Origin of the sequence: Enterobacter sp. ku-bf2 (assembly GCF_001742765.1) — a bacterium.
Lineage (GTDB): Bacteria > Pseudomonadota > Gammaproteobacteria > Enterobacterales > Enterobacteriaceae > Enterobacter > Enterobacter quasiroggenkampii.
Genome location: NZ_MDVW01000001.1, coordinates 1,363,681 through 1,390,672 on the forward strand (window position 1 = coordinate 1,363,681; position 26,992 = coordinate 1,390,672).

The following is a 26,992-nucleotide window of genomic DNA, read 5'->3' on the forward strand; positions in this document are numbered from 1 at the left end:
TACACGAGGGTAGAGATAAGTTATTGTTATTAGGCTTTTTTAAAGCCACGAGTGCGACGTCTGAATGAAGAGTAACTGCTTTTATTCCTGGCGCTGAGTGAGCAGACTCACAAAATTAAACCGCCATTTCATTTTTTCTGGATTTTGTCGAACGCGAGGGGGATAAATTACAAATGATGGCCTAAAAATTTAAATCTGTTGTTCTGGAGGTAATATGGGTGAAACGCAACTACTGGAACGCATTACGCTCGATCGGCAGGCCATTTCTTTTAACCGCATGTACACCACCAGTGCGATTTACTACCACTGGCATCAATGCGTTGAATTGCTCTATATCTCCAGCGGCTACGGCATCGTGGTGGTGGATAACCAGCACTACACCGCCCGTCCGGGGCGACTCTTTATCTTCCCGCCCTTCCGTTTGCACAAAGTGCAGGTCGATCATAGCGATAAGAACCCCTATCACCGCACGACCATGCACATTGAGCAATCGGTCGTCGAAAGTGCGCTCGGCGCCTTCCCGCGCCATCAGGCCCGGTTCGCCGCGCTGGCCGCCAGCAATCTGCCAGCACAGATTTACGATCTCAGCAATCACGCGGCGTTTATCGAGCGGATCCTTGAACAGTTTCAGCGCCTGGAGGGCAACGAGCAGACCGAGGCCTGCGAGGTGGCCTTTCTGATGATGCAACTCATGACGTTTCTGCCCGAGCAGCCGCAGCCCTACCCGCCGCGCCAGCAGACCGTCGCCTCGCGGATTATGAGCTGGGTCGAAGCCCACTATGCCAGCAAGTTTTCGCTCGACCAGTTAGCCCACGACCTGGGGCTTTCACGCAGCTATACCTCACGCATTTTCCGCCAGCAGACCGGCGGTACCATCCACGAATATTTGCTGACCCGGCGAATAAAAAGCAGCTGCGAGCTGTTACGGTACAGCGATGAGCCTGTTGACGCTATTGCCCTGGCAGTCGGGTTTAGCGAGGTGACCTATTTCATTACCTGCTTTAAAAAGATGATGCGTCAGACGCCACTGCAGTATCGGCGCAGTATCCGCTGCACCAGGATTCTCTCTCAGGGCGATTTTGGACAGGTTTGCTGAACCTCCAGCCTGGCCGGAGGTTTTATGCACAAAAAAACCCAGGTCGCATAACGACCTGGGTTTCGAATTTGGCGGAAGCGTAGAGATTCGAACTCTAGAACCCTTTCGGGTCGCCGGTTTTCAAGACCGGTGCCTTCAACCGCTCGGCCACGCTTCCAAAGTGAGGCGCACTATAAACATCTATTAGCGCCTTGTAAAGCAGGAATTTTTCTATTTTTCCCCACACGCGTTTGACTGCGCAAAAAGTCACCCGCACGCTGACCTCACGTCACTCTCCACGACCTTGTACATACCGTAACATAGCAACGCTCATCCTTTTAAATCGCTCTGGTATAGAATGCCACAAAAATAGACGGTCATTTGTAGTGTAATTGTTATAAATCTGAATTCCCGCAGATTTTAGACATTACTGCCATGCAGTGTTACGGGTTGATGATGAAAATCAAAAATACGCTTTGCTTACATATCCTGATGGCAACCCTGGCCATTTTGTTCCTTTGTATTCACCCGCTGGTGACGAGCTTCGATCCACCGCTCGCCTTCCAGCCGCTGATTAAATCAATGGCGGGCACGCCTAAAGAACAAGCGGAAAAAATTGCCACTATTTCTCATGCTTTAGAAGGGAATGCGATATTCTTCATTGGTGCGTCTGAGGTAGCGACCTCAGAAGATGAACATTACGCTGTCTATAATTATTTTAATAAGCAATTACACAAACCCGTCGTGGCGTATGGCGATGCGTTTGTCGATGACGAAACGCAGTTTTTACTGTTCTCACGTTTTAAAAATAGCCTTAACGCAAACAGTAAAGTTGTTTTGCTTCTGGCACCTGACAGCTTTTACTCAAAAGGTCTGCCACCTGCTATCTACGCCGATAATTTCCCGGGCTCTATTTTTAATCCTTTGATGAAGGATCCGCAGGCGCGCCCAATATTAGTCAATTATTTAAAACATATTGATAGTAAAGAAATAAGCCATTTAACCTTTGGTCAAATGCGTGTCTTTGGCTGGCACCCCGATCTGATATGGGACGAGGTGAGTTTCCAGTTTGCCAACGTCTGCACCATGATAAAAAACGACTGGCTGGCGCTGCTCAACGTTACGCCCCGGACGGTACAGCCGTGGCCGCCGCAGCCAACCACCCATATTGCCCCAGACTGGGATAAAGAGCTGGCGAATGCCCGCGAGTTAAATAAAAAACGCCAGCAGAGCGCGGCCACCCTGTGGATGGACAAAACGATTTACGAGGAGGACGGTACGCGACAACAGTGGGATGACACGCCGGTCGTACCTGCGCAAATCGCCGCGTTCAGAAAAACCGTCCAGCTGCTGAAAGACCGTCACGTGCAGGTGATTGCTATCGTCGACCCGGTTAACCCCTGGGCGCTTTACAATACCGATACCTTCCGCCCGGTTGATAAGCAAATTCAAACCATTCTGGAAGCGAACCAGATCCCCTATTTAGATATGTACGCCATGCCTTATCAGAATGGCTGGAACTGGGATCGTTTGCACCCTTCCGAGCTGGCCTGGGTTCCTATGATTCGCTTTATTGCACAGAGCTTTAAATAATGAAAATCGCGATCCGTCTTTTTTTCCTTTATCTCCTGCTGGCGATCACCATCGTCGCGTGGACCTCTGTCGATGACAGCATGAGTATGCAGCTGCATTTTGAATATCAAAAGTTCTGAGGCCGAATGATGTATAGCTCAGGCATGTTTTTTGTCTATTTATTTTCATCCGCCCTGGCGTTTGCGCTGGTCAATCGCGTATTACGTCATCGCCTGACGTATTTATCGGCGTTATCCGTCCTCGCCGCATTAGGCTGGGGCTATATTTTTCAGGGTGATTACCGTGTTCCCGCGGTCGTTTTTTTCAGTTTTTACCTTGTCGCCACGTTAAAAGAAAAAGGATGGTTAAAAACATGGCAGGCGATTGTGTTAACGCTGCTGCCTTTATTTTTGGTGAAATTGCACCTTAATCATCATCTCGGCATGATCGGCCTCTCTTTTATGACGTTCCGCGCGGTGGACGTGCTGCTCTATCGCAGTAAAAAAGAAGGGCAGAATTTCCTGCATTATTTCTGCTATCTGTTTATGCCCTTTATTATTCTGGCGGGCCCAATGTATCGCTGGCGGACATGGATGAGCGACGTCAGCAAGCCCGTCTTTGCCCTTAACCGCGAACAGTTTTTAGTGGCGCTGGAGCAAATCATTACCGGCATTGTCCAGAAGTTCCTGTTTGCCATGCTGGTTGATTCACTTGTCGTGCAGCCCTGGAGCCATAAGCCGTTTACGCTGACCGTGGGCGTGGTGATGTCGATTGCCTATAGCGCCTACCTCTACTTTGATTTTGCGGGCTACAGCAATATGACCATCGGTGCGGGCCGCCTGTTTGGGTTGAATATTCCGGCAAACTTCAATATGCCGCTTCTGGCAAAGAATCCGCAGGACTTCTGGCGCCGCTTCCACATTAGCCTGTCTGAATGGCTGCGCGATGTGGTCTTTATGCCCGTTTATATGAACCTGATGAAGTTCAACTTTTTCCGTCAGAACAAAACGCTGGCGCAAAATATCGGTATTTTTTGCACCCTGTTTTGCATGGGGGCATGGAATGGCCTGGAACGCCATTACGTCATCAGCGGCGCGCTGTTTGGCGCCATCTCTGTCGCTCACAACATGCTGCTGTGGTCAGCCAAACGCAGCCCGGCGTTACACCGCGGGTTGCAGTATCCGGCTGTTGCGTTTTTGGGACGCATTCTGACGCTGGGAAGCGCCGCGGGCTCCCTTTACATCTTTAGTGGAATGTCACCTCTATGAAAAATCACTCCGATCTTCAGGAACTGCAGAATTTCTTGCGTGCGGCATTATACGATCCCGCCTCCCCGCAGCAGCTGGCCATCAGCGGCAGCGACGAAGCCTTAAGCTGGCTGCAGCTTTCCGCTGCCGTGACGGACTGGGCTCAGCGCTATCAGCGTTGCCAGCCTGTTGCCGGTACGCCGGTCGTCTTGTACGGACACCAGCAGGCCGAGTTCGCCGTGGCGATTTATAGCTGCCTGCTACACAACATTCCGTACATTCCGGTGGACTGCATTTACCCGCAGGAGCGCCTGCGGGAGATCTGCCATCTGGCCAGCGCCCCTTACTATTACGACGTCGTGACCCGGCAGTTCATCGCCACCGGTGAACCGGGCAAGGTGCTGGAGGAGCAGGATCTGGCCTATATCATGTTTACCTCAGGCAGCACCGGCAAGCCTAAAGGTGTGCAGATTGGGCGTGAAAGCGTGTGGCACTTCATGAAATGGGTCAGCCAGGACTTTTCGCTGCCGGAAAAACCGGTGCTGATGAACCACGCGGTGTTCAGTTTTGACCTCTCCCTGATCCCTTTGCTGGCGAATCTGGCGATGGGTGGACACATCGTGCTGAACGCCAAAGACGATATTCAGAAAGAGAACTGGCTGGAGCGACTGAAAAGCAACGCCGTCTCCGCCTGGGTTTCCACCCCCTCTTTTGCGTATCAGCAGCTGCTTTCCCCGCAGTTCAACAGCGAGTATTTGCCTGCGCTGAGCGTCTTTATCTTCATTGGTGAAGTGTTGAATAAAGCGCTGGTCAAACAGCTGCGCCGCCGTTTCCCGCAGGCCAAAATTATTAACTCCTATGGCCCAACGGAAGCGACCATCGCAACAACCGTCGTCGAGATCACGGATGCGATCCTGAACAGCGACAGCGCCGTGCTGCCGGTGGGGGTCATGATGCCTGAGAGCAGAATGGAAATTTCCGCTGAAGGCGAGCTGATCATCTGGGGGAAAAATGTCATGCGCGGCTACCTCGGCCTGCCGCAGGAGAACGCGGCGAAATTACTTCATCGGGAAAACGAGGCGTTTCGCGGCTACCGGACCGGCGATCTGGGTTATGAAGCGGGGCTCATCTACTGTCAGGGCCGCAACGACAGCCAGGTCAAACTGAATGGCTACCGTATTGAAATTAACGAGATCGAAAACCGCCTGCTGGCGATGTCCGGCATCAACGAAGCGGTGGTTCTGCCGCTGATGAAATCCTGCGGCAGCGTGCTGCGCATTGCCGCGTTCTGCGTGACAGAGCTGGCGCCGGATACCATCAAAACCTCGCTATCGAAGGTGGTTCCCCACTATATGGTGCCTTCACAAATTATCGTAAAAGACGCTTTGCCGCTGAATCCTAACGGCAAAATTGACCGCAAGCTGCTGGACGCTTACGCCCGCACAAATTAATGACCCCAGGAAAAATTATGGAACAAGAAATTCTCGCCCTGTTCGAAAAAGTGTTATCCCGTAAGGTGGGCTTTCACGATGAACTGATTGAATCCGACATTCTCGACTCCATCCTGGCGGTCGATATGGTCCTGGAAGTACAGGACGTTTACGGCTGCATGATCCCGCCGACAGACGTGGCGACGGTGCTGAAAACCCCGGCGGACCTGGCCCGCTATATTGAAGAAAACCGCTAAACGCCTCTGCTGTTAATCCTGTCCTGAAGGCTCTGGCGCATCGCGCCAGAGCCCAGACGCAAAATGAATATCCTTCACCGGAATTAAACCAACCGCTTTTGTGATTTCTCCTACACTTTAGGGGTCGTGTTGTTCTTAACAGAGGAGTCTGCGGTATGGCATTCGTAACCACGAAAGACGGCGTCAATATTTACTACAAAGACTGGGGCCCAAAAGAGGCCCAGCCCATTGTCTTCCACCACGGCTGGCCGTTGAGTGCCGATGACTGGGATAACCAGATGCTCTTCTTCCTTGCAGAAGGCTATCGCGTTATCGCTATCGATCGCCGCGGACATGGACGATCGGACCAGGTGAGTGAAGGCCACGATATGGATCATTATGCGGCCGATGCGTCAGCCGTGGTTGAAAGCCTGGATCTGCACAATGCCGTGCATGTCGGTCACTCCACCGGCGGCGGCCAGGTCGCCCGCTATGTTGCGCGGTATGGACAACCGCAGGGGCGCGTCGCCAAAGCGGTGCTCGTGAGCGCCGTCCCGCCTCTGATGGTCAAAACGGAGACGAATCCCGGCGGAACGCCCATCGAGGTCTTCGACGGCTTCCGCAAAGCGCTGGCGGCTAACCGCGCCCAGTTTTATCTCGACGTTGCCAGCGGTCCTTTCTACGGTTTTAATCGCGATGGCGCCGAGGTTTCGCAGGGTACGATCCAGAACTGGTGGCGACAGGGTATGATCGGAAGCGCCAAAGCCCACTATGAGGGGATTAAGGCGTTTTCAGAGACCGACCAGACGGAAGATTTGAAAACCATCACGGTTCCCGTTCTGGTGTTGCAGGGCGATGACGATCAGGTTGTACCGTATAAAAATGCCGCCCTTCTCCAAGACAAGCTGTTGGCGAACAGCGTGCTGAAAATTTATCCGGGCTTCCCGCACGGGATGCATACCACCCATGCGGATACTATCAACGCGGACATTCTGGCTTTTATTCGCTCATAACGCCGCGTTTCTTGCCGGGTGGCGCTGCGCTTACCCGGCCTACATTCCGCTACGATATTCCATTAAATGCATGAACGCCACCCGAGGGTGGCGTTGTTTATTCTGCTTAGCGATTATCCAGCTGGGCGCGAACGTTGTTCAGCCCGGTGGTGTTGATCCGATAAGGTTGCCCGTTCACGGATCGGATCAGCTTTTTGGTGCGGAGTTTTTTGAAGACGCTGAGCGTGCAGTCGCTCAGCACCAGCCCTTCACGGGTATAGCACTCAACGGACGTGACGCGGCCAGAACTGTCGCGGACGTGCACAATACGTCCACCTTTGGCGAGAACGTGTAAGGTACGTTGTTCCTGACGGGATAAATTCATACTGGAAAACCTGTGTAATCATCATGCGTAAAAACGTGCCCACACCCGCAGGTGCGTGCGTAAGGTTTAAGCGCAGCGATAACCAGTCCGTCCTGAAAAGGGCGGGAAGCTGATTATCTGATGAAAACATTCTCCAGCATCAAAGCCTCGGTAAGCGATGAAAAGGTATTTACGGGGTGAATGATAACGCCAGTTTTTTACAGGGGAATAGTGAGAGGTTAAAAGTGTGAACGGGATCGGTCCGTAAAATCGTCTTTCGTCAATTTTACTGCCAGACTGAAGCCCTTTACTGAACACCGACTGGAGCTCTTCTTATGCCTGATAACTATACCGTGGTTGAAACCGTCCCCACTGCAGAAGCGTTTTGCCGGCTGCGCGAAATCTCGGGTCTTAGCCCTCGCCCGCTGGAGGCCGCCCGAAAAGCGCTGCCCGGCAGCTGCTATGGAATGCATATAGTGTTTCAGGGAAAACCGGTCGGTATGGGGCGCATCGTAGGGGATGGTGCGTTGAATTTTGATATCGTCGACGTCGCGGTTGATCCGCTTCATCAGGGGAAAGGACTGGGCAGAGTCATTATGGAAACGCTTGTTGCCTGGCTGGATAACCACGCCTGTAAAGGAGCGTACGTTTGCTTAATGGCCGATGTGCCTGAGCTTTATACTAAATTTGGTTTTACGCTCGTTCGCCCGGCAAGCGAAGGAATGGCCAGAATCTGGTGAAGAACAAACCTGCGTTAAGGCAAAAGAAAACCCCAGGTTAACAAGTAACCTGGGGTTTATATCTGGCGGAAGCGCAGAGATTCGAACTCTGGAACCCTTTCGGGTCGCCGGTTTTCAAGACCGGTGCCTTCAACCGCTCGGCCACACTTCCTGAGTGAGGCGAACTATAAACACCTCACCGCGTGCTGTAAAGAGTGCCAGCAATCGTTCGCTGTAAAAATAGTCAAAACGTGTTTAATCGGTTGAACTGACAACACATCGACGATTTTATCAGCACAGGCTTAGTGTTTCTTGATGTACATGTCTTTCGTGTAATAGTACCCCAGCTTATCCGGCGTAAATCCGCCCACCCACGGTTTAACCAGGTGCGTACGGACGTAGTGATAAACCGGAATGGCGGGCACATCGCGTCCCAGCAGATCTTCCGCCTGCTGGTAGAACTTACCCCGCTCTTCCGTTGTTTTGGCTTTTGCGGCATTCACCAGCGCCTGGTCATATTCCGGATTGCTGTACTGGCTGGTGTTTTCGCTGTCGCCGGTGCGGAAGGTGTTCAGGAAGGTCGCCGCATCGTCGTAGTCGGCAATCCAGGCGTAACGCACCGCGTCAAAGTTGTGGGTGTGCATGGTATCCAGCATGGTTTTCCACTCCTGATTTTGCAGCTTCGCCTCCACGCCGAGGTTTTTCTTCCACATAGAGCTGGCCGCAATCGCGATACGCTGGTGCGATTCAGAAGTGTTATAGAGCAGGTTGAAGCTCAGAGGGTGGCTTTCGTTGTACCCGGCCTCGTTGAGCAGTTTTTTCGCCTCAGCGATGCGCTTGTCCTGCGGCCAACTGGCGTAGTCTGGATTCTGAAGCTTAACGCCGCCGATATCCGGCTGGCTGATGAGCCACGCCGGGCGCTGCCCCTGCCCTAAGACTTTCCCGGCAATGATGTCTTTATCGAGCGCCATGTTCAGCGCCTTACGCACGCGGGCGTCGTTGAACGGCGGCCGGGTGGTATTGAATTCGTAGTAATAGGTCGCCAGTTGCGGAGAGACATCCAGCTGGCTGCCCAGGGTTTTCTTGAGCTGCGCGAACTGGTTGATCGGCACCGTGTAGACAATATCAATTTCACCCGCTTTATAGCGGTTCACATCCGCGGCCTCGGAGGTGATAGGCAGATAGGTCACCTTGTTAATCACGGTATGGTCATTATCCCAGTAGCGCGGGTTGCGCTCCGCCACGATGCGTTCGTTGACCACCCACTGGGATAGCTTATAGGCCCCACTGGTCACGATATGTTCAGGCTTGGTCCACTTGTCGCCAAAGCGGCCAATCAGCACTTTATCCACCGGCACCAGCGACGGGTGCGCCAGCATCGCGAGGAATGCCGCATTAGGCTGAGTCAATGTCACTTCCAGCGTGGTGTCGTTAATGGCTTTCACGCCCAGCGTATCGGGCGCTTTTTTCCCCTGGGCGATATCCGCACCATTTACGATGTGCATGTTGCCTGGATAGCTGGCATACGGTGAAGCGGTTTTAGGATCAACCAGACGCTGCCAGCTCCAGACCACATCTTCCGCGGTGATTGCAGTGCCGTCGCTCCAGGTAATGCCCGGACGCAAATGGAACGTCCAGACGGTGTTGTCCTTGTTCTCCCATTTTTCCGCCAGCCGTGGCTGAACTTCACCCGACGGGGAAACGCTGACCAGCCCGTCGAATAAATCACTGATAATATTGAATTCGACGTCGCTTTCGACTTTATGCGGGTCGAGCGAAGCGGGCTCATTACCGTTGTTCCTGACCAGTTCCTGCTTATCGGCCAGCTGCGTTCCTGCCGGCACGTTAGCCGCCCAGGCTGCCGTGCTGGCGCACAGGATCCCGGCGGTTAACAAAGAGAGCGTAAAGCGCGTGCGTGTTTGTGGTTTCATTTCCTTCGCCTTATTGTCTGTTTTTGTGACGATCCGGAAATAACTCTTAGCGGCCTTATGGTAATAACGCAATAATTTTCAGTAACCTATAAGAGGTTGATCTGATTAATCGCGTCAAACCGCTGTTCATACTGGTGAAACGTATTTATGCAGAAGAAACAACCAGCTCCCGCGCTAACCTGCTGAGTAAAGATGGGTAAAACCACTTTGAGAGTGACGCGCCGTTTCCTATTCTTTCCGTTAATTACATCTGTCATAAGAGAGTGACTCATGGATCGTATAATTACTTCCTCACGCGACCGCACATCGCTACTCAGCACCCACAAGGTGCTGCGCAATACCTATTTCATGCTCAGCCTGACGCTGGCGTTTTCCGCGATCACCGCCACCGCCAGCACCGTGCTGATGCTGCCGTCTCCGGGGCTGATCCTGACCCTGGTGGGCATGTATGGCCTGATGTTCCTGACCTACAAAACCGCTGACAAACCGGTCGGTATTCTGTCCGCGTTTGCCTTCACCGGCTTCCTGGGCTACATCCTGGGACCGATGCTGAACGCGTATCTGTCTGCCGGTATGGGTGACCTTATCGGCATGGCGCTGGGCGGTACCGCACTGGTGTTCTTCTGCTGCTCGGCCTACGTGCTGACCACCCGTAAGGACATGTCCTTCCTCGGCGGCATGCTGATGGCGGGGGTTGTGGTGGTGCTGGTGGGTATGGTGGCCAACATCTTCCTGCAACTGCCTGCCCTGCATCTGGCGATCAGCGCCGTGTTTATTCTGATTTCTTCCGGCGCGATCCTGTTTGAAACCAGCAACATCATTCGCGGCGGTGAGACGAACTATATTCGCGCCACCGTGAGCCTGTATGTGTCGCTGTACAACATCTTCGTCAGCCTGTTGAGCATCCTGGGCTTCGCCAGCCGCGATTAAGCACAACGGATATGAAAAAGGAGAATGCCCCGGCATTCTCCTTTTTTTTTATGCCCTACTCACCCCGGCAAATATAGGTCGGATAGCGCCGGTCCTGAATCAGCCACACGGAAGGCGAGAGTTCAGAGATGGTGAGATAGTAGCGTGCGGTCGGACTGGCAAAGCTCCCCCACTGGGCGTCGGGCGTATTGTCGTTGTGTCGACGCCAGGTTTCGGTGTAGCTCAACACAATGACGTTATCATCGTCCCGCTGCTGCCAGGTAAAGTCCACGTCCCTGTCAACGATCAGATTTTGCCCGTCAGCCCTTGCCGCGCCTTTATAGGTGGTCACTCCGGTACCGTCCCGATGAAAATAGAACTGGGCAACGGTATTGACCTTCACTTCGCTGGATTTTCCCTCATTGCGCGTAAAGTTAAATTCGGTGCTGCAGGCCAGCACATCCTTTTTAAACACACAGCCGGAATAGTAAAACAGCGCCAGGGCACTGCCGACCAATGCACCACCCAGCCCAAAAAGAAGTTTTATTTTCATTTTTGTGCCCCGCTTTTATAACGGATGGTTTTGCACAGGCTGGATTGACTGACCGGGCAGGCGCCAATGAACACCTCATCTGCGGCGGCAATAGAAAAACGGGCACTGAAATAATAAATGTCGTACTCCTCTCGTTCGCACGCCACGTTATTGGCCGCCAGCTGCGCCGCTAATTTCGATAACACCAGCGGTCTTCCGTGATCGTTGATAATCCAGAGACGACAATGCGCGATTTTCTCCTTAACCGGCATGAGTTTCGCCGGAACGAATATCCCCTGCTGCCGGCTAAAGTAGAAGCTCGCCCCCAATGCAGCAATAATCAATACGGCCGTCATCCCCCATCGTTTCAGGGAAGCGCGTTGTGGCTTTTCCACTTTCGCTGCAGACTGAGGCTGCGGTTCGGCGGGTTGAATACGCTCTCCGGGCTGAAAAATCACATCGGCCTCAAAACGAAACCCATAACGGGGTACGGTTACGATAAATTCGTACCCCTCTCCCAGTGCCTGGAAGCTTTTACGTAATTCGCTCACCGCTTTATTGAGATTATTTCCCGATGGCGTAAAGCCAAACTCCTCCCACACGCGGGTAATCAATTCCTCCCGACTCAGGTCGTGCCCTTTGTGCTTAATAAATTCCTGTAAAAGACGAACGGCGGGGGCCGAAAGCGTTAATACAGATTCCGGTTGCCCAACAAGACTTATTGCATGTGCTTCAGGATCAAATAACAACGAATTATTGCATATAAAAAACATCTTTTATTCTCGGCTGTTACCGCATGCTTTTTAATCCCTGGTACATCGACATGAAAACCCCCTCCTGACTTGCTTATTTTTTCATCAGAAGGAATTTTCTCTCCATCCCTGGTCGCGGTATTTTCGCTTAACTATACAACCTTAAAGCCAGAAAATCAGGATAAAAAACTGTATATAACGAGTTAATTAATACAAATTTTCACAAACCGCTGTTCTGGTTAAAGTTTCCCTGCCCTGAAGCGATACGAAAGCAGACGGTGTCCTGGTGTTAACGCGCCGCCTTTAAACTCAGAGCAGGCAGACTTGATCGTGAAACAGAAAAAAAGAGTGAGCGTCACAACCGCCTTTTATGTCGCCGCGCTGTCATTGCCATTTTTCCCGGAAATGGCACTGGCCAATATGAGCGTGTATCCCATGGAACTTAACGTGGATAAGTCCGGTGCGGCGCAAATTAAGGTGGCGTCAAAAACGGATGATATTCAGTTCATTCGGGTGAGGCAAAAGAAAATTCTTAATCCCGGCACGGCCCTGGAAAAAGAGATTGATGTGGCGTCGTGGAAAGAGGGTGGCGTTGTTGTCACGCCGGAAAAATTCGCCCTTGCGGCAGGCGCAATGCGCGTGGTTCGCCTGGTATCGCTTACGCCCCCGGAAAAAGAGACGACCTGGCGCGTCTATTTTGAAGGGGTCAAGCAGCCTGACAGCATTATTCCGGGCAAGGCAGAAAGCCCTGCTGCGACGGCAAGACTGGGCGTCAATGTAATCTGGGGCGCCCTGATCCATCTCGCACCGGAAAAAAGCGTGGTTTCGCTGTCGATTGACCCTCAGAGGGGAACGTTAAAAAACAATGGCACGTTGCGCGTGCCGCTGAGAGAGATCGGTATTTGTGATGCGGATTCGTCGTGCAGATGGATTAAAGAAGACGCGACGATTTATCCGGATACCGAACGGAAATTAAAAACGCTCGCGAAGGCACAAGGCCAGAAATATAAATTCCGCTACTTCAACTGGCTGAATAAAACCGCTGAAGAAGCTGATTTACCCGTCGTGCAATAACACGACGTTACCGTAAAGACCCCAAAGGGTTTGTTTAAAGAGCCAGGGTGCTCATTTGTAAATATGGAGATATCAATGCGTAAGTATTTTAAACCTCTGATGATTGTTGCCGCGATGACCACGTCCGTTAACGCGCTGGCGATTCAAAAAGATATTACCGTCAACGCCAGCGTTGATTCACAGCTGGATATGACCCAGGCCGATAACACGCCGCTGCCGGCAAGCATCGATATGCAGTACCTGCCTGGCCGTGGCCTGGAAAGCTACCGCCTGAATACCAAGGTGTGGTCTAACTCCGCGACCAGCAACGTAAAAGTCCGTCTGGTAAGCGCCGCGAAGCTGGCGAATGCCGACGGTGCTGAGACCATCCCAATGACGGTGATTCTGGGTGATAAAACCCTCTCTACCGCAGATGTGGAATATACAGGCGCCGAACTGTTCCCGGGGAGCATTGAAAATGGTTCAGCGGTACTGCCGCTGACCATTTCCCAGACCACCAAAGGCATTCTGAAAACCGGTCAGTACAGCGGCGTTGTCAGCCTGATGCTGACGCAGGCGACGACCACGGAAGGCGGTGCGTAACACCACAGCACCTAAGGAATAACGTCAGAGGGTGCTCACCCTCTGACGTCAGGATGATGTCGAGGCTCGTTCATGGCGTTTCACAGAAATACCCTCCTCTTTGTTGCTTTGTTACCCGCTTCCATCCAACTCGCCTGCGCAGGGATGGCCGTCCCGCCAGGTTTTGAAGACCTGGCGAAGACGCAGCGCCTGTGGACTGAGGTGAACCTCTACGGCGAGGCGCTTGGCCTTTTTGAAACGGATATCACGCTTGAAACGGTCAGCTTTGTCGCACCTGAAACCGTGGTAGCGGCCATCAAACGCCGGTTTAATGACGACCCATCCCTCGTTGCCACCGTGTCTGCCGCGCTGGCCGTTCCGCTTGCCCGTAACGGCAACCAGGCCTGCAGCAGCAACGGCTCCGCAACGGGCTGTGATTACATCAATACCGACCGCGCGGCCATTATTTATGACGAGAATAACGCCCGCATTAACCTGTTCCTGGACAAGAAATTTCTACCTAAGCAGACGGCAGAGAATCAATGGTATCAGCCCACTCAGGGCACCGAAAATGCGCTGATCCATCAGCAGAACATTAACTTCGTTGCCGACAGGGATTATCAGTCGGCAACCGTGCAGGGCAACGGCGCGCTGGCGCTCACCCAGGACGGCTACGTGAATCTCGACTGGACCTGGCTGGGGCAGCGTTCACGGCACCAGCAGCAGCAGGAGGTCACCGTCAACAACGCCTGGTTCCGCCAGGATATCCTGCGTCAGTACTATGTCCAGTTAGGTGAGATGGATACCCGCGATCTGTTCAGTAACGCTGGCGGAAATATCAACCTCAGCCAGCTGCCGCTGGGCAAAATTCGCGGCCTGCGCACGGGTTCAACACGGGCATGGATGAACCCGGTTCAGCAGTCGAAGGGAACCCCTGTTACCGTGCTGCTTTCCCATGACGCGCGTATCGATGCCCGCCGGGGAAATCAGCTACTGGCGAGCTTCTATCTGAATGCCGGGGCGCAAACCCTGGACACGCGTTCTTTCCCGGACGGGAGCTACACCGTGACGCTCTCCATCTATGAAAATAACCGGCTGACGCGCACCGAGCAGGTGCCGTTTACCCGAACCGGCATTACGCCATTCGACCGCGTCGAGTGGTTCCTGCAGGCGGGCGAAACCGACAACAGCGATCAAAACGAAGAACGCCGCGCGGTTGCGCAGGTGGGCGTTCGTCTACCCGTGACCCCGACGCTGGCGCTGACCAGCGGGGCAACGTTCAAGAAAAACCAGCGTTTCCTGGAGAACGCGCTCGACTGGAGCCGGGGCTTCAACGCGGGCCCGATCGATGGCGTGCTGAGTACCCGGTTTAGCTACCTCTACGGCAGCGAAGGCCAGCGCGGCAATATTCAGCAAATCAGCTACAACGACGGTTTTTCTTTGAGCGTCTATCGCAACGCGTTATCCGCTGAAAACTGCAACACCCAAAGCGCGGGATTTGACGCCGTGAATGGCTGTTATCGCACCCTCTCGGTGATGTTCTCCGTCCCGGTCGGCGCCTGGTATGCGAGCCTGGGGTATTCGGATAACCGCAACGAAGGCCGGTACGTTTCACGCCGGGAGCTGCCGGACAGTGACGATCGCCACGATGCGGGTCTGCCGTGGGAATCGGTCTATATGACCCGCTCGCGCACGCGGGCCTGGCAGGCTGGCCTGAGCAATGCCTTTAGCACCCGAGGCCTGAACATTAACAGCAGCATTAACCTGTTTATGCGTAACGATGACGCCCGCGAAGGCAGGGATAAAGGCGGCTACCTGAGCGTGAGCCTGTCCATGGCGCATAACCGTCAGGGCGATGCCTCAAGCTACACCTCTTTGGGCGCGACATGGCAGCATCAGCAGCGTGAAAAAAACCAGCTGAGCTACAGCGTGGCGCATAACTGGTATGCCGATGCCCGCGGTGAAAATGAGTATGGCCTCAGCGCGTCGGGCATTAACAGCGACTCGCTGAATACCTCAGCCTATACGCGCCAGGGCGGACGATATGGCAACGGAAGCCTGACGGTCAGCGACGCCTGGGATCGTCAGGACCGCCGCCATACGCTGAGCAGCAGCGGCAACTACAGCTCAACGCTCGCGCTGTCCCGTTCTGGCCTGTGGCTGGGCCGCTGGAGCGACGGCCGCCCTGCTTCCGCCGTCGCGGTGAACGTGGCGACGCCGGAAGATGCTCAGGATCCGCGCGTCGCCGTGTCGCTGGATAACGGCGGCAGCGCAGACATTCCGGGCAACAGCCGCGCGCTTTTCGCGGTACCGGGCTATCAGCAGACGACGTTGACGATTAACGAATCGCTGGACGTCTCCCGGGGAGCCAGCAGTGAAATCACGCAAGGGTCAGGCAGCAGAACGCTGTTTATGGTGCCAGGCAAACTGCTGCGCCGGGACGTGCAAACGACCGCAAGCTACACCTGGCTTGGCCAGTTAACCGACGAGCACCATTCGCCGTTTATCGGCGGCGTGCCGCTGAACGTGAACGGCTGGAGCGACCTTGGCAACGGCGGGTTTAGCGCGCAAAGCGACGCCCTGCTGCATAACCTCTACCTGGTGCGTCAGCAGCAATTTTATCAGTGTGCGCTGAACGTGAAGAGTATGCGCGACGTCGTGCGTTACGTCGGTTCGATTCCCTGTAAGGAATTAACCTTCTCCGCCCTGCCGGATGCCGTCCAGCAGCAGGCGCAGCTGATGCTGGCCGGACGGTCGGTCCCTGCTGGCCCGACTGCCATGAACACCGATAGCCTCACTAAAGGGAAATGATGTGATTAAGTGCCTCTTTATTTTACTGTTATTAAGCCTGTGGGCCGGCCAGACGCTGGCGGGCGCCCCCGCGGGACGAAACTCCAGCGTTGGGATCAGTTTCGATCGTATGGCACCGCCTGCGCGTTTTGACATCTGGTTTCATGAATCGGGTGGTTATGACCCCGCCGATCCGCAAAAGTGGGGGCGTAACACCCTGACCTGTGAGTCCCGGACTGACACCACGAACGGCGCCTGCATGAACGCCCCGGTCTGGTTCTCGGCGAACCCAGCTGCGCCTTATGCCATCAACTTGCGTTTTACGCATGCCCTCACCAGCAAGACGGTGGATATCAAGGTGTATGGCGATCACTACATGTTTATCAACAACAGAGTGTTTATTTTCGCCAGCTTCGTGACCGGAGGAACGGTCGACCTCCCGGCGTGGAACAGAGAGCCCTACTTCGATTTCTATATCGTGAAAAGCGAACTGGATAAGCTCGCCCTGCCGGGGATCTGGACCGCCACGCTGAAGCAGAACCTGCGCCAGTGGGGAAGCGCCGACTGCGGCGGGAACTTCAATGACGTGAATGTCGGCTGTCCTGGCTATCTCACCATCGCCAAATGGCAGGCCAATATTCGCATTGAGGTGGTCGACCCAGGAAACCAGCAGATCTATCTGCCGGCCTTTCCGCACTCCACGCCCATCGTTAACCTCAACCTGACCAACTTCCCGGGGCGCCCCGGGGGCAGCGAGATCCAGGGGGAAAACACGCTGGATATGTGCCTGTACGACGGCAAAAACAGCACCAGCACCCGCGCCTATCTGCGCTTTGAGGATGACGGGCTTCCCTCAGATGGGCGTGCCGAAGGGGCGTTTTCTATCCGGCGGCGCGGTGGAAGCCAGACCGACGCGCGGGATCGACTCGATTATCGGGTCTCCGTCACTAATCCCATCACAGGCGCAACCGAAACGGTCGCGAACGGTAAAACCCTGGTCTGGCAGGGCACTAACGATCCGCAGTATCTGCGTCAGGTCGTGCTGCCGGGCGGACGCGAAAGCGTACTGTGCATTCCTGCGCCGATTATCCTGAAAACGCCTGCGTTTGCTGCCAGCAGCAAAAACGCAGGCGACTATACCGGCACGCTGCGCGTTATCTATACGCCCAGCACGTTATAACGAGGTCACCGTGAGTTACGCCATTCTCGACAATAATCGATTTTACGCCGAAGGGTTGCGCTATGCGCTGCTGCGTCGGGGCGTCCAGCCAGAGGTCATAAGCGATACCGTACAATGGCAGCCAACGCTGCTTACCCGTCGCGTGGTGGTCGTCCGCTGCCGTTTTTCCGTGGCGGCGACGCATCAGGCGCTGATCAACATTTTGCTCAGGCTGGAAGCCGCCCGCTGGAAAGGCAGCCTTTATCTGGTCTGCAACGAAAAGGGGTGGGCGCTGGCGACGCATTTACGCAAGCGTTTCGGTACGCTAACGCTTTATATCATCGACGACAGGATCGCCGTTGCCGATGCGGCGTATTTGCTGGCAAAAGAGCCGCGCCGCGTTCGAAGCCTGGACTGTTGTCTGACCGTTCCTGAATTCAACGTGCTCGATCTGATGCTGACCGGGTTGCCGGTCCGCCACATTGCCATCGTGACGCACATGTCGGAGAAACAGGTTTCAACCCATAAATGCAACGCGCTGAAGAAGCTCAATGCCAACAACCTGCTTCAGCTGCTCCTGTAGGTCACGGTTTATCCTGAGCCCGCTTTTTTGCTACACTGTCGCCGATTTTTCACCTACGACAGAAGATTATGTTCATTTTTGCAGGCCAGGAAATTGAGACCGATAGCGAAGGCTATCTGAAAGATACGACGCTCTGGAGCGAACCGCTGGCGGAGAAAATTGCGGAAAACGAAGGCATTACCCTCTCCCCCGAACACTGGGAAGTGGTGCGTTTTGTCCGCGAGTTCTACCTTGAATTCAACACCTCTCCGGCCATCCGCATGCTGGTCAAGGCGATGGCCAATAAGTTCGGTGAAGAGAAAGGCAACAGCCGCTATCTGTATCGTCTGTTCCCAAAAGGCCCGGCAAAACAGGCCACCAAAATTGCCGGCCTGCCTAAACCGGTGAAGTGCATTTAGTAGCGAATACCGAAGTTAACGTACTCCCGACCGGGTTGATGCGGTTCCGTTAGTACCTTATCAACCCGCGCGCTGCGCGGCCCGCCCGCTTTCAGCCACGCCACCAGCTTGTCGACCTGCTCCGCTTCGCCGCAGGCGACCACTTCAACGCTGCCGTCATCCATGTTGCGCGCGTATCCCGTTAGCCCAAGCTGAACAGCCTCGCGCTGCGTGCTGTAGCGAAACCCGACGCCCTGAACGACGCCGTGAACCCAGGCAATAGTGCAGACTTTAGACATTCTTCTTCTCCTTAACGTAGCGTTTTCGGTAAACAGCCGTAGTGTTGCCGAAAACGGGCGGTGAAACGAGAGCTGGACAGATACCCACATTGTAATGCGATTTCGCCGATCGGTAATCGGGTTGACTGTAACTGTGACAGCGCAACGCCCATCCTCACCTCCTCCACAATCTGGCGAAAACTCTGTGACTCCTCGCGTAACCGCCTGCGCAGCGTCGGCACGCTTAATGCGAGACGGCTGGCGACATCCTGCGCGGTCCAGGCTCTGGCGGGCGACAGCATGATGAACTGTCGCACCTGCTCGGTCAGGTTATTGTTTCGCTCAATAAGCAGCGGACCTGCCACGCCGTCATGCAGCAATGCCAGCAACAGACCGAAGGCCTGATGTTTTTGCAGCGCCTCCGGTAACTCCTGACGCACGGCGTGCAGCATGTTATCCCACATAAACGCCAGCCCCTCGCTCAGCGGAGCGCAGAGCGAATGCAGCGTCGTGCGCGGCCATGATTTCAGGTAATGCGCTTTAAACTCGGCAACAATTTCCGGCGATAACATCAGCAAGTCCGAGTGAAACAGACCGTTTGCAGGCTGATTAATGATCTCCATCGCCGTATTGGCAGGAATAATGATGAGCTCATCCCGGGTTGCCACCAGGCGGTTGTCGTCCTGCACAATCACCTTACTGCCTTGAGTGATATGGCAAATGGCCGGGAAAAAGAGCTTAACCTGGTGCAGGCGATGCATTTTGCTGGCACTCACTTCACCCGCCGTGAGATGTTTATGTCGAAAATGGAACTCCTGCACCCCGCCATCCTTATCTGCTGTAGGTTGCTGTTAACTGAGCCTTTGCAAGAACGTGACTATTGAGCATAAAACCGACCAGCGCGCCGCTGGCATTTTTGTCGACGGGCAGTTTATCCACGTCCAGCGCCCAGACGGTCATCTGATAGCGGTGAGGCTTGTCCCCGGCAGGGGGACATGCGCCGCCGAATCCAGAATAACCGAAATCATTACGCCCCTGCACAGCACCAGCAGGTAATTTTTCGCCATTTGAGTTACCGGCACCAGCGGGCAGCGTCATTGTCTTCGCGGGAATGTTGGCTACGGTCCAGTGCCACCAGCCGCTGCCGGTAGGCGCATCCGGGTCATAGACCGTAATGGCAAAACTTTTCGTACCGGCTGGCGGATTTGTCCACGCCAGCTGCGCTGAGGTATTCCCACCATGGCAGCCAAATCCCTCAAACACCTGCGGTGACGCTAACCGCCGATCGCCGGAGATATCCCGGCTGGTCACGCTGAAAGACGTTGCTGCGAAAACCTGAAAACTCATTGCCGTCAGAGCGGCTATTGTGATGACACTGCGCTTTTTCATGGGTATTTCCTTTGCTGAACCGGAAGCCCTAAGATAAAGCACGCAACAATGCCTCAATGTGCCTAAGCGATTTGATTTTGTGCCGAAACGCTCAACGGCATCCGCAGATGATTGCGCCTTGCTGAATGTGCTACTCTACGCACCGTGAGTATGTACGTGTACAAACAGTAAATGGGATTTTTTGCGTGAAAGGAAAACGATATGAATGTCACTGATGAAGCTCTGTTGCGTTCTGGTTTCACACTGTCTGACTTGCAGAAGATAAAAAATAACGTTGAGAGATACGGTGGAACGCTTGAAAAGGCGATTTACGATCTCGCCCGTCGATTTAATACCTTACTTTGGGTAGCCAGTGTATGCTTCACGATCCTGATTATACTTGTCGTTTTCAGTTCACCTCTCAAAGCATTGGCGTGGGGGCTGGCGATTATCATAGGGGTAAGCATTATGACTCTCGCACAGCCTCCTGTACTGTCGTATAAATCCTGGCGTTACCGAAAAAGCACCAGAGATTAACGGATTCCGTTATCTGTTGTTATCAGATCAAAAATGACCTTGGCTTTAACGCCATATCCGACAATCTTCATCGTGAGTTTAGGCGCGCCCATCGTACTGACTTTGCGATAGTAATCGTGTGGAAGCCATCGAAACAATCTCCACGCTCCCGTTTTTCGGGCTAGTCCAGCGATACTATAGACACTGGCACCAAGAGTAACACCGTTATAAAAAGCCAATCCTGAGTTGGGACTGAACCCCATAAACTGAGCTGTTTCCATAACGGTATCAGCAATCATTCCCTGTGAAGGTTTTTGTCCTGCTGGTAGATCAAAGTTGAGTACTTCCCGGGTCAACCCGTTAATTCCATCAGCAATAAGGACAGCTCCTGCAAACATGCCTATCGGCCCCATAGTGGATAACATCACAAATCCACCAAACAAAACGACGCCTGATAGCACAACATTCACTGCCGAAATGACATATCCGACAATTTTATTATTTTCCCTGACAAACTCGACTTTTGCATAAAGCTGCGCGGCGCGGGTTCTTAGCAGATGCTCTTGCTCACGAAGATTTTCCGTTTCAGCTCGAAGATTCTTGATGCAAACCATACATTCTTCATCTGTTCTGGCACGACGCGCTGTTGCAAACTCCTTTTCAACGACCTGTTTTATTTCTTCTACAAACTTGATACGACAAAGCCCGTCCTGAAGGTAGAAGGCTGATAACTGGTTGGCTGTATCAACGAGCTTACGCGCCTCCAGATTAACCATGGTCTCAGACCATGCCCTGTTTCTTCCCTTATTTAGTAACGCAATATCCATTTTGATTCCCTCCGGCTTTTTAACGGTAACGAGCTTAATTACTCCATCGCTTTGATTATTTTATGTGCGACGCGATCAGGAACAACAGAAAATGATTTCAACAAGCTCTGATCCGTTTTGATGTGCTACTCTACGCGCCATTTCCCTGAAATCGACAGAACAGCAAATTATGAGTGTACGTTTAGTGTTAGCCAAAGGGCGCGAGAAATCATTACTGCGCCGTCATCCCTGGGTCTTTTCCGGCGCGGTTGCCCGTATGGAAGGCAAAGCCAGCCTCGGTGAAACCATTGATATCGTGGACCACCAGGGGAAATGGTTAGCGCGAGGCGCCTACTCGCCAGCGTCCCAGATCCGTGCCCGCGTCTGGACCTTCGATAAAGACGAAACCATCGACATCGACTTCTTCGTGCGTCGTCTGCAGCAGGCGCAGCAGTGGCGTGAGTGGCTGGCAAAACGCGACGGGCTGGACAGCTATCGCCTGATTGCCGGTGAGTCCGACGGTCTGCCGGGCGTGACCATCGATCGCTTCGGCCACTTCCTGGTGCTACAGCTCCTGAGCGCCGGGGCGGAATACCAGCGTGCCGCGCTGATTAGCGCCCTGCAAACCCTGTTCCCGGAATGTGCTATTTACGACCGCAGCGACGTGGCGGTGCGCAAAAAAGAGGGCATGGAGCTGACGCAGGGCCCGGTCACGGGTGAGCTGCCGCCTGCCCTGCTGCCGATTGAAGAACACGGCATGAAGCTGCTGGTAGATATTCAGGGCGGGCATAAAACGGGTTACTACCTTGACCAGCGCGACAGCCGCCTGGCTACGCGTCAGTACGTTGCCGACAAGCGCGTGCTGAACTGCTTCTCCTACACCGGTGGTTTCGCCGTTTCGGCGCTGATGGGCGGCTGTGCCCAGGTGGTTAGCGTGGATACCTCGCAGGAAGCGCTGGACGTGGCTAAACAAAACGTCGAGCTGAACAAGCTGGATCTGAGCAAAGCCGAATTTATACGCGACGACGTCTTCAAGCTGCTGCGTAAATACCGCGATCAGGGCGAGAAGTTCGACGTCATCGTGATGGATCCGCCAAAGTTTGTGGAGAACAAAAGCCAGCTGATGGGCGCCTGCCGCGGGTATAAAGATATTAACATGCTGGCCATCCAGCTGCTGAACCCGGGCGGGGTTCTGCTCACCTTCTCCTGCTCCGGCCTGATGACCACAGATTTATTTCAGAAAATCATCGCCGATGCCGCAATAGATGCTGGCCGTGATGTACAATTTATAGAGCAGTTCCGTCAGGCAGCCGATCACCCCGTGATTGCTACCTACCCGGAAGGACTGTATCTGAAAGGGTTTGCCTGTCGCGTCATGTAACTTGAAAAGAGAAATATTGCCCGCACATAACGTGTAAGTCGTATTTCCCGGGAGGTGACTATGATTGCCAGCAAATTCGGTATCGGCCAGCAGGTCCGCCACACTTTGCTCGGGTATTTGGGTGTGGTCGTGGATATCGACCCGGAGTATTCCCTTGATGAACCGTCAGCAGACGAACTGGCGGTGAACGCAGAGCTTCGCGCCGCGCCCTGGTACCATGTGGTGATGGAGGGGGATGATGGACAACCCGTTCACACCTATCTTGCTGAAGCGCAGCTAAGCAGCGAGCTGCAGGAAGAGCATCCGGAGCAACCCACTATGGATGAACTTGCTCAGACTATCCGCAAACAGTTACAGGCTCCGCGCCTGCGGAACTAAGCGTGTAAAAAAAGCCCGATGAACGGGCTTTTTTTTATTACTTCGCCAGCCCCAGACGGGGGATATCGATCGCCGGACAGCGATCCATGACGACCTTTAACCCCGCATCCCGCGCCAGCACCGCAGCCTGCTCATTAATCACGCCCAGCTGCATCCACAGCGTTTTCGCCCCGACGGCAATAGCGTCCTGCGCCACTTCCCACGCCGCCTCGGAGTTTCGGAAGACATCAACCATATCAATTTTTTCCGGCACGTCAGCGAGCGTGGCATAACCCTGCTGGCCCAGTAAGGTTTTCCCCGCCACTTTTGGCGAGACCGGGATGACGTGGTAGCCCTGATCGAGAAGGTATTTCATCACCCGATAGCTTGGACGATCGGGTTTATCGCTCGCGCCCACCAGCGCAATGGTACGCGTGGATGTCAGAATCTCGGCAATATCGTTCTCTTTCATGGTTTTTCTCCTGGCTTTTTTAAAAGTGTACGCCAAACCGCACATCTCAACCATCCATCCCATACCGACGCATGAGGGCAAAACGGCGAAATATGTCTATATGTTAGTAAACATGATTCTCGAAAAATTTAGATACATTAATGCGGCGACAGGATTTCTGACGGGAGCCTTCTATGAAAACCGGTATTGCCACTGCTCTGATTGCGTTAGTGATGCCGGTCTGCGTTTTTGCTACCACGCTCCGGCTCTCTACCGATATTGATCTCCTGGTACTGGACGGAAAAAAGGTCTCCAGTTCCTTATTGCGCGGTGCGGACAGCATCGAATTGGATAACGGGCCGCATCAGCTGGTATTCCGGGTGGAAAAATCGATCGGTCTGGCGAATCACGAGCAAAGGATGTATATCTCCCCGCCGCTGATTGTCAGCTTTAATACCCGGCAAATCAGTCAGGTCAACATTACCCTGCCTCGTCTTGAAACCGAGAAGGAATCGGCGGCTTTCGACGCGTCTCCCCGCATTGAACTGCTGGACGGGGATGCGATGCCGATTCCGGTGAAGCTGGATATTCTGGCGCTGACGACCTCACCGAAAGGTCCGGACTACGAGGCCGCGACGCAGACCTATAACAAAGCGGGGAAACGCGCGTCGCTTCCTCAGTTTGCCACCATGATGGCTGACGACAGTACGCTGCTTTCCGGCGTCTCAGAACTGGACGTCATTCCTCCCCAGTCCCAGACCCTGACGGAACAACGCCTTAAATTCTGGTTCCAGCAGGCCGATGCCGACACGCGGGCCCGGTTTTTACAGTGGGCAAAACAACAACCTTCATCATAAGCCACATTTTTTACGCCTTTCTCTTGCAGCGTCAAACGGTTCCCGTCATCGTGTAGGCAGTTAACCTGATGGATATGATTATGGAACTGACAACACGCACGCTCCCGGAACGCAAACACATTGCTCTGGTGGCGCACGATCACTGTAAACAAATGCTGCTTAACTGGGTTCGCCGCCATCAGTCTTTGCTGGAAAAGCACGCCCTGTCGGCAACCGGCACCACCGGTAACCTGATCCAGCGCGAAACGGGTCTGGAGGTGAACGCCATGCTGAGCGGCCCGATGGGTGGCGATCAGCAGGTCGGCGCGCAGATCTCCGAAGGGAAGATTGATGTGCTGATCTTCTTCTGGGATCCGCTGAACGCGGTTCCGCACGACCCGGATGTCAAAGCCCTGCTGCGTCTGGCGACGGTGTGGAATATTCCGGTGGCGACAAACCTCTCGACGGCGGATTTCATCATCGAATCGCAGCAGTTTAACTCACCGGTAGATATCCTTATTCCGGACTATCAGCGTTATCTTTCAGAGAGATTGAAGTAGCTTTTTTTGCCGGGTGGCGGCTACGCCTTACCCGGCCTAACCATCCTTGCCCGTCTTCGTTAAGGCTTCCGCGCCACCGGCACATCAATACTCTTCAAAATATCGACAAACACGGATGGCTCCTCTTTATTGAACAGCAGCCACACGCGATGGCGCGCGCGGGTCATGGCCACATACAGCAAACGCCGCTCTTCGGCATCCGGGAAGTCTTCCGGCACCGGCAGCAAGGCCTGCTCCATGACCGACTCGCGGGCCGGAGCCGGGAAACCGTCGCTGCCCTCTTTCAGCCCCATGACAATCACATAGTCGGCCTGCTGCCCTTTGCTGGCGTGAATCGTCATAAATTCAAGCTGCAGTTTCGGCCAGCGGGTGGCCGCTTTTTCCAGCGCCTCGGGTTTGAGGTGATGGTAACGCGCCAGCACCAGGATACGCTCATCGGGCTTGGCGTAACCGCTGAGCTTGTCCAGCAGCGGTTCCAGCTGATCGTCCGCCAGCAGGGTCACGGCTTTTTTATCCCCTTGCCGCAGGCTATTGAGCGGTTTTGCCAGCTGATGCGGGTTCTGCTGGATAAAGCGGTTGGCGATTTCACCAATCCGTGAATTGAAGCGGTAGGTCGTGTCCAGATCGCTGCGATCGCCTTCGCCAAAATAGTGGTGGAATGCGGTCGTCAGCGAAAGCTGTGCCCCGCTGAAGCGATAGATGGCCTGCCAGTCATCCCCCACCGCAAACAGCGAGGTATGCTTATTTTGCGCCCGCAGCGCTGAGAGCAATGCTGCGCGCTGCGGAGAAATGTCCTGGAACTCATCCACCAGAATATGCTTCCACGGGCTGACAAAACGCCCCTTCTCAAGAATGATGATGGCCTGATGGATCAGGCCGGAAAAATCAACGGCATTTTCCGCTTTCAGCGCGGTTTTCCAGGCCTTCAGCAGCGGTGCCATCAGCTTGACCCGCTTCGAAAACAGATCGCGGATCGCCTCCGGCGCGCTTTCAATCATCTCTGCCTGCGTTCCACCGTGCATTCGCATCAGGCTGACCCAGCGGTCAAGCCGTGAACCCAGCCGACGCGCCAGTTTGTCATCCTGCCAGAAGCTGCCTTCCGGCACGTCCCAGTTGAGCTCCTCCTCGAGCCACTGACGCCATCCTTTCGCCTGCACCTTTTTCTCACTGCACTGCTGGCGCCACGTTTTGATAAACAGCGCCTGACGCGCCTGCGCGTCGTTTTCCAGCTTACTGATAGCAGGCACTTTTTTACTGCCCTGCTGAATAATATGCAGGGCAAGGGCATGGAAGGTTCTGGCCGTGATATCCCGGGTATGCAGACGTTCCTGGATCCGTTCGTCCATCTCCTGGGCCGCCTTGCGACCAAAGGCCAGAAGCAGAATTTGATCGGCGACCGCTTCCCCGGTGGTCAGCAGCCAGCCGGCACGGGCCACCAGCACCGACGTTTTACCGCTACCGGCCCCCGCCAGCACCAGCAGCGACTGCTCGCCGTTAACCACCGCGCGCGCCTGGGCTGGGTTGAGCGGCGAAGACTCCACCGTACTGAAAAAGTCGGCGTATTGGGTGAGCATGGCGTCCGTCCAGGCCTGATTATGGGCGAGCCGGCTTTTATCCTTATCATTCAACCAGGCCTGGCACTGGCGCCAAGCGTCGCGACAGTTGTCAAACTCCTCGAGACGCGTCACGGAGATCGGCAGCGCCGAGAGTGCCTGCCGGATTTTTTGCTGTAGCCCGGCGGTCTGCTGACGGGTGAGCCAAGAATGCTGCGCGTTGCTTTGCGCGATATCGTCCAGCACCTTCTGAAGCACCCCGGCGGCAATCACGCTCATATCCTGACTCCACCGCTGCCAGAGCGCGTTCAGGTGATGATGAAAACGTTGGGTTTCTGCCCACTCGGTGCCGTGAAGACGCACGACTTTATCGTCAGGCAGTACGAACTCCAGTTCGCCCCACACCAGCCCGCGTTTGCAGTGGATAGCCAGAAGCTGATTAAACGGAATAAGGTATTCGTGGCGTTCTCCGGAGACTTTCACCCCGGCATTAAGGAGAACCACCCGGTCGTATGGGTGTTGCGCCAGACGTTTGCCTAACGACGTTGCTTTCAGTTCCATGTTCCGCCAAATCCACGAAGAG

Annotated in this window: 29 protein-coding genes and 2 tRNA genes; 19 read left to right on the forward strand and 12 right to left on the reverse strand. The window is 54.3% G+C overall.

Annotated features, from left to right (window positions below; genetic code table 11):
- The first annotated feature begins 214 nt into the window (after positions 1-214).
- Complete coding sequence (locus BFG58_RS06570) at positions 215-1,096, forward strand: AraC family transcriptional regulator (protein ID WP_048222395.1); 882 nt, start codon at positions 215-217, stop codon at positions 1,094-1,096.
- A 69-nt stretch (positions 1,097-1,165) separates the two neighbouring features.
- On the opposite strand, the gene BFG58_RS06575 is transcribed toward BFG58_RS06570, so the two are convergent.
- A tRNA-Ser gene (locus BFG58_RS06575) sits at positions 1,166-1,253 on the reverse strand.
- A 278-nt stretch (positions 1,254-1,531) separates the two neighbouring features.
- Here BFG58_RS06575 and BFG58_RS06580 point away from each other — a divergent pair.
- From BFG58_RS06580 to BFG58_RS06600, 5 genes are all read left to right on the forward strand, one after another.
- A complete protein-coding gene (locus tag BFG58_RS06580) occupies positions 1,532-2,668 on the forward strand; it encodes a D-alanyl-lipoteichoic acid biosynthesis protein DltD (RefSeq protein ID WP_069719484.1) in 1,137 nt (378 codons plus the stop codon).
- A gap of 128 nt (positions 2,669-2,796) precedes the next feature.
- Entirely contained in the window at positions 2,797-3,915 is a 1,119-nt protein-coding gene (locus tag BFG58_RS06585) for an MBOAT family O-acyltransferase (protein ID WP_069719485.1), read from the forward strand.
- Entirely contained in the window at positions 3,912-5,345 is a 1,434-nt protein-coding gene (locus BFG58_RS06590; RefSeq protein WP_069719486.1) for an AMP-binding protein, read from the forward strand. The genes BFG58_RS06585 and BFG58_RS06590 overlap by 4 nt, the downstream gene beginning before the upstream one ends.
- Positions 5,346-5,362: 17 nt before the next feature.
- Positions 5,363-5,581: an acyl carrier protein gene (locus tag BFG58_RS06595; RefSeq protein ID WP_008499867.1), complete on the forward strand. Its 219-nt coding sequence runs from the start codon at positions 5,363-5,365 to the stop codon at positions 5,579-5,581.
- 155 nt (positions 5,582-5,736) lie between these two features.
- A complete protein-coding gene (locus tag BFG58_RS06600; RefSeq protein ID WP_045908349.1) occupies positions 5,737-6,573 on the forward strand; it encodes an alpha/beta fold hydrolase in 837 nt (278 codons plus the stop codon).
- A 106-nt stretch (positions 6,574-6,679) separates the two neighbouring features.
- Here the strand turns inward: BFG58_RS06600 and BFG58_RS06605 are convergent, their stop codons facing one another.
- Complete coding sequence (locus BFG58_RS06605; protein WP_021240841.1) at positions 6,680-6,937, reverse strand: YjhX family toxin; 258 nt, start codon at positions 6,935-6,937, stop codon at positions 6,680-6,682.
- A gap of 314 nt (positions 6,938-7,251) precedes the next feature.
- On the opposite strand from BFG58_RS06605, the gene BFG58_RS06610 reads away from it, so the two are divergent.
- A complete protein-coding gene (locus tag BFG58_RS06610; RefSeq protein WP_048027271.1) occupies positions 7,252-7,656 on the forward strand; it encodes a GNAT family N-acetyltransferase in 405 nt (134 codons plus the stop codon).
- Positions 7,657-7,719: 63 nt separating this feature from the next.
- Here the strand turns inward: BFG58_RS06610 and BFG58_RS06615 are convergent.
- Together BFG58_RS06615 and BFG58_RS06620 are read right to left on the reverse strand one after the other, a co-directional pair.
- Positions 7,720-7,807: transfer RNA gene (locus BFG58_RS06615), tRNA-Ser, on the reverse strand.
- A 130-nt stretch (positions 7,808-7,937) separates the two neighbouring features.
- Positions 7,938-9,566: an ABC transporter substrate-binding protein gene (locus tag BFG58_RS06620; RefSeq protein ID WP_069719487.1), complete on the reverse strand. Its 1,629-nt coding sequence runs from the start codon at positions 9,564-9,566 to the stop codon at positions 7,938-7,940.
- A gap of 270 nt (positions 9,567-9,836) precedes the next feature.
- On the opposite strand from BFG58_RS06620, the gene yccA reads away from it, so the two are divergent.
- Complete coding sequence (yccA, locus tag BFG58_RS06630; RefSeq protein WP_023335168.1) at positions 9,837-10,496, forward strand: FtsH protease modulator YccA; 660 nt, start codon at positions 9,837-9,839, stop codon at positions 10,494-10,496.
- Positions 10,497-10,551: 55 nt separating this feature from the next.
- On the opposite strand, the gene BFG58_RS06635 is transcribed toward yccA, so the two are convergent.
- Entirely contained in the window at positions 10,552-11,028 is a 477-nt protein-coding gene (locus tag BFG58_RS06635; protein ID WP_069719488.1) for a hypothetical protein, read from the reverse strand.
- Positions 11,025-11,780 carry a winged helix-turn-helix domain-containing protein gene (locus BFG58_RS06640; protein WP_048027267.1) on the reverse strand — a complete coding sequence of 252 codons (756 nt, stop codon included), beginning with the start codon at positions 11,778-11,780 and terminating at the stop codon, positions 11,025-11,027. The genes BFG58_RS06635 and BFG58_RS06640 overlap by 4 nt, the downstream gene beginning before the upstream one ends.
- 309 nt (positions 11,781-12,089) lie before the next feature.
- Between BFG58_RS06640 and BFG58_RS06645 the strand changes: the two genes are divergently transcribed.
- The 6 genes from BFG58_RS06645 (at position 12,090) to tusE (ending at position 18,324) form a co-directional block, all read left to right on the forward strand.
- The gene (locus BFG58_RS06645; protein WP_048027623.1) at positions 12,090-12,833 is read left to right on the forward strand and encodes a fimbrial protein; all 744 of its coding nucleotides are present in this window, start codon (positions 12,090-12,092) and stop codon (positions 12,831-12,833) included.
- Between the two features lie 75 nt (positions 12,834-12,908).
- A complete protein-coding gene (locus BFG58_RS06650) occupies positions 12,909-13,415 on the forward strand; it encodes a CS1 type fimbrial major subunit (protein ID WP_045908356.1) in 507 nt (168 codons plus the stop codon).
- A 72-nt stretch (positions 13,416-13,487) separates the two neighbouring features.
- On the forward strand, positions 13,488-16,205 hold the full coding sequence (locus BFG58_RS06655; RefSeq protein ID WP_069719489.1) for a TcfC E-set like domain-containing protein: 2,718 nt from the start codon (positions 13,488-13,490) through the stop codon (positions 16,203-16,205).
- A gap of 1 nt (position 16,206) precedes the next feature.
- The gene (locus BFG58_RS06660; protein ID WP_069719490.1) at positions 16,207-17,364 is read left to right on the forward strand and encodes a CfaE/CblD family pilus tip adhesin; all 1,158 of its coding nucleotides are present in this window, start codon (positions 16,207-16,209) and stop codon (positions 17,362-17,364) included.
- A gap of 10 nt (positions 17,365-17,374) precedes the next feature.
- Positions 17,375-17,926 carry a LuxR C-terminal-related transcriptional regulator gene (locus tag BFG58_RS06665; RefSeq protein ID WP_023617861.1) on the forward strand — a complete coding sequence of 184 codons (552 nt, stop codon included), beginning with the start codon at positions 17,375-17,377 and terminating at the stop codon, positions 17,924-17,926.
- A 68-nt stretch (positions 17,927-17,994) separates the two neighbouring features.
- Positions 17,995-18,324 carry a sulfurtransferase TusE gene (tusE, locus tag BFG58_RS06670; protein ID WP_008499913.1) on the forward strand — a complete coding sequence of 110 codons (330 nt, stop codon included), beginning with the start codon at positions 17,995-17,997 and terminating at the stop codon, positions 18,322-18,324.
- Here the strand turns inward: tusE and yccX are convergent.
- From yccX to BFG58_RS06685, 3 genes are read right to left on the reverse strand one after another with little or no spacing between them, the layout of a single operon-like run.
- Positions 18,321-18,602, reverse strand: a complete 282-nt coding sequence (gene yccX, locus BFG58_RS06675) for an acylphosphatase (RefSeq protein WP_023617863.1) — start codon at positions 18,600-18,602, stop codon at positions 18,321-18,323. The genes tusE and yccX overlap by 4 nt on opposite strands.
- A gap of 11 nt (positions 18,603-18,613) precedes the next feature.
- Positions 18,614-19,402 (reverse strand): AraC family transcriptional regulator, encoded by a 789-nt coding sequence (locus BFG58_RS06680; protein WP_069719491.1) that lies wholly within the window; start codon positions 19,400-19,402, stop codon positions 18,614-18,616.
- Positions 19,403-19,412: 10 nt separating this feature from the next.
- The gene (locus BFG58_RS06685; RefSeq protein ID WP_069719492.1) at positions 19,413-19,970 is read right to left on the reverse strand and encodes a kinase inhibitor; all 558 of its coding nucleotides are present in this window, start codon (positions 19,968-19,970) and stop codon (positions 19,413-19,415) included.
- A gap of 201 nt (positions 19,971-20,171) precedes the next feature.
- Here BFG58_RS06685 and BFG58_RS06690 point away from each other — a divergent pair, with 201 nt between their 5' ends.
- Entirely contained in the window at positions 20,172-20,486 is a 315-nt protein-coding gene (locus BFG58_RS06690; protein WP_069719493.1) for a hypothetical protein, read from the forward strand.
- On the opposite strand, the gene BFG58_RS06695 is transcribed toward BFG58_RS06690, so the two are convergent.
- Entirely contained in the window at positions 20,483-21,292 is an 810-nt protein-coding gene (locus BFG58_RS06695) for a DUF4225 domain-containing protein (RefSeq protein WP_048222367.1), read from the reverse strand. The genes BFG58_RS06690 and BFG58_RS06695 overlap by 4 nt on opposite strands.
- Positions 21,293-21,461: 169 nt before the next feature.
- On the opposite strand from BFG58_RS06695, the gene rlmI reads away from it, so the two are divergent.
- The gene (rlmI, locus tag BFG58_RS06700; protein ID WP_069719494.1) at positions 21,462-22,652 is read left to right on the forward strand and encodes a 23S rRNA (cytosine(1962)-C(5))-methyltransferase RlmI; all 1,191 of its coding nucleotides are present in this window, start codon (positions 21,462-21,464) and stop codon (positions 22,650-22,652) included.
- 60 nt (positions 22,653-22,712) lie between these two features.
- The gene (gene hspQ / locus BFG58_RS06705) at positions 22,713-23,030 is read left to right on the forward strand and encodes a heat shock protein HspQ (RefSeq protein ID WP_008499919.1); all 318 of its coding nucleotides are present in this window, start codon (positions 22,713-22,715) and stop codon (positions 23,028-23,030) included.
- Between the two features lie 37 nt (positions 23,031-23,067).
- On the opposite strand, the gene BFG58_RS06710 is transcribed toward hspQ, so the two are convergent.
- Positions 23,068-23,481: a CoA-binding protein gene (locus BFG58_RS06710; protein ID WP_028012609.1), complete on the reverse strand. Its 414-nt coding sequence runs from the start codon at positions 23,479-23,481 to the stop codon at positions 23,068-23,070.
- Between the two features lie 173 nt (positions 23,482-23,654).
- On the opposite strand from BFG58_RS06710, the gene BFG58_RS06715 reads away from it, so the two are divergent.
- Positions 23,655-24,317 (forward strand): DUF2057 family protein, encoded by a 663-nt coding sequence (locus tag BFG58_RS06715; protein WP_045908361.1) that lies wholly within the window; start codon positions 23,655-23,657, stop codon positions 24,315-24,317.
- Positions 24,318-24,397: 80 nt separating this feature from the next.
- The gene (gene mgsA, locus BFG58_RS06720) at positions 24,398-24,856 is read left to right on the forward strand and encodes a methylglyoxal synthase (RefSeq protein ID WP_069719495.1); all 459 of its coding nucleotides are present in this window, start codon (positions 24,398-24,400) and stop codon (positions 24,854-24,856) included.
- 59 nt (positions 24,857-24,915) lie between these two features.
- On the opposite strand, the gene helD is transcribed toward mgsA, so the two are convergent.
- Positions 24,916-26,970 carry a DNA helicase IV gene (gene helD / locus BFG58_RS06725; protein WP_069719496.1) on the reverse strand — a complete coding sequence of 685 codons (2,055 nt, stop codon included), beginning with the start codon at positions 26,968-26,970 and terminating at the stop codon, positions 24,916-24,918.
- Positions 26,971-26,992: the final 22 nt, after the last annotated feature.